Annotated in this window: 4 protein-coding genes and 1 pseudogene; all 5 read right to left on the reverse strand. The window is 29.5% G+C overall.

Features of this window, described 5'->3' with window-relative positions; genetic code table 11:
* On the reverse strand, window positions 1–946 hold a 946-nt coding region (locus ACO409_RS10665; RefSeq protein ID WP_485557100.1), incomplete at its 3' end, for a toxin-antitoxin system YwqK family antitoxin.
* The gene (locus ACO409_RS10670) at window positions 927–1214 is read right to left on the reverse strand and encodes a hypothetical protein (protein ID WP_485557102.1); all 288 of its coding nucleotides are present in this window, start codon (window positions 1212–1214) and stop codon (window positions 927–929) included. The genes ACO409_RS10665 and ACO409_RS10670, both read right to left, overlap by 20 nt.
* Before the next feature lie 55 nt (window positions 1215–1269).
* A complete protein-coding gene (locus ACO409_RS10675; protein ID WP_485557104.1) occupies window positions 1270–1803 on the reverse strand; it encodes a toxin-antitoxin system YwqK family antitoxin in 534 nt (177 codons plus the stop codon).
* A gap of 9 nt (window positions 1804–1812) precedes the next feature.
* Window positions 1813–1971: pseudogene (locus ACO409_RS10680) on the reverse strand (toxin-antitoxin system YwqK family antitoxin); the annotation flags it as partial.
* Complete coding sequence (locus tag ACO409_RS10685) at window positions 1905–2240, reverse strand: hypothetical protein (RefSeq protein WP_485557106.1); 336 nt, start codon at window positions 2238–2240, stop codon at window positions 1905–1907. The pseudogene ACO409_RS10680 and the gene ACO409_RS10685, both read right to left, overlap by 67 nt.
* Between the last annotated feature and the right edge of the window lie 62 nt (window positions 2241–2302).

Genomic DNA, 2302 nt, shown 5'->3' on the forward strand with positions numbered 1-2302 from the left:
TCAATACCCCCATAAAGAAATTAGCCCAAAAATTACTTGTTTCTATTGGCTGTCCTCCCTTCTGAACTTCTCCTTTAAACTTCCCATTCTTATCATACTTTTTACACATCCACATTCCACTATCAACTTCATCACAGTTTTCCTTTTCCTGCCCATTATCATAGTATGAAATAGCTTTTTGGGTAAATGTTGGATTTTTCTGATTATTGTCTTTGGCTATCGCATAATATTTTACCTTTCCATTTGGATAGTATAATTCTTGAGGAAGTCCTGCCATTGAGTCGTTTTTGAAATTAAAAATAGCTTGTAATCTTCCCTGTTTATCGTATGATTTTAATTTACCATTCAAGATATAGTTTACCATTCCTTTTTGGCTATAATCCTGTATTACCTCAAGGACTGTCTTTATATCTTTTCCATTTTCATAATACACTGTTCTTATTCCATTTGAGCCATCCACTGCTTTATATGTTCTGAATGTTGTTCCATTTTGTCTGTATTCTGTGCTTATTTGCATTACATCATTTTTAAAAAATTTTTCTGATTGTAATCTTCCATTAGAATAATAATAATATCCTTTTCCCTCATTCTTATCATCTTCCTGAGGAACTTTTAATTTTAATTGATTATTTGGATAATATTCATATGCTGTTTTTTCTGTATGCCCCTCTTTATAAAATAAAATTCCTTCTATATTTTTTCCATTTTTTAATCCCTTAATTGCAGAACCTGTAAAAGGTTTATTTTCACCTATTACATATACTCTATCTTTAGATTTGTTCCTTTCTATATTATTCCAATCTACAATTCTTTCAACTTGTATATCTTTTAATTCGTTATAATTACTTAATTTTCTTACTCCATTTATCTCATTTAAATATGCTGCTTCAAGTAAGTTTGATAACAAAATAAATAATACTAATAATTTATTTTTTAATTGGAACAATTCCTTCACCCCCACTTCCATTAGGAATACTATCCGAAAGCACATTCTTAAACTGTTTCCCTAAGAAGTATATCGGATCTCCTACTTCAACTCTATTTACTGAATTTGGGCTTTGCTTAACTACTAGCTCGAACTCTCCTTCTGATGATTCACTCAATATTAGTTTCTCATTATAGCTTACTACTTCTACTTCGGGGATTCGCACGTATCTTACTGGGATTCCAAAACTTACTCCAAATACGCTTTCTGCAAATTCTAATTTAACCATAGTTTTTCCTCACTCCTTTTTCTAAAATTTTTTACCAAACAGCAGGGCAATAGCCCTACTGCAACAATATATTCAATACCCCCATAAAGAAATTAGCCCAAAAATTACTTGTTTCTATTGGCTGTCCTCCCTTCTGAACTTCTCCTTTAAACTTCCCATTCTTATCATACTTTTTACACATCCACATTCCACTATCAACTTCATCACAGTTTTCCTTTTCCTGCCCATTATCATAGTATGAAATAGCTTTTTGGGTAAATGTTGGATTTTTTTGATTATTGTCCTTTGCTATTGCATAATATTTTACCTTTCCATTTGGATAGTACAATTCTTGAGGTAATCCCGCTATTGAGTCATTTTTGAAATTAAAGATTGCTTTTAAGCGTCCTTGTTTATCATACGCTTTTAATTTCCCGTTTAATATATCGTTTATTCGTCCCTTCTGACTATAATCTTGAGTTATCTCTATTACCGTTTTTACATCCTTTCCATTTTCATAATATACAGTTTTTATTCCATTTAAGCCATCAGTTGCTTTGTAAGTCGAAGACAAAGTTCCATTTTGCCTATATTCATTACATAATATCATTATATCATCTTTATAAAATCTATCTGATTGTAACTTTCCATTTGAATAATAATAGTAACCTTTTCCATTACTTTTATCATTTTTCTGTTTAACTATTATTTTTAATTGTCCATTTTCATAATAATCATAACTATGATTTTCATATTTACCATATATATATATATATATATACCGAGTATTTCTTTTTTATTATTTCTAGCAATTAATGCACCATTAAATAAGGTATTCGTATTTTTCTCATGTACTAATCCTTTCTTTCTTTCTATCTCTTCACTTGAAACTATTTTTTCTACCTCTATATCTTTTATTTCACTATAATTACTTAATTTCCTCAAGCCTTCCACACTTGATAATTTAATGGAAAAAGAGATTGTATTCAAAAATAAATATATTAAAATAAAGAAAATTATTAGTTTATATTCCTTTTTCTTTTTCATTTCCAGTCCCCCCTCCACTTGGAATACTATCCGAAAGCACATTCTTAAACTGTTTCCCTAAG

It is taken from the genome of Leptotrichia sp. (assembly GCF_057270615.1).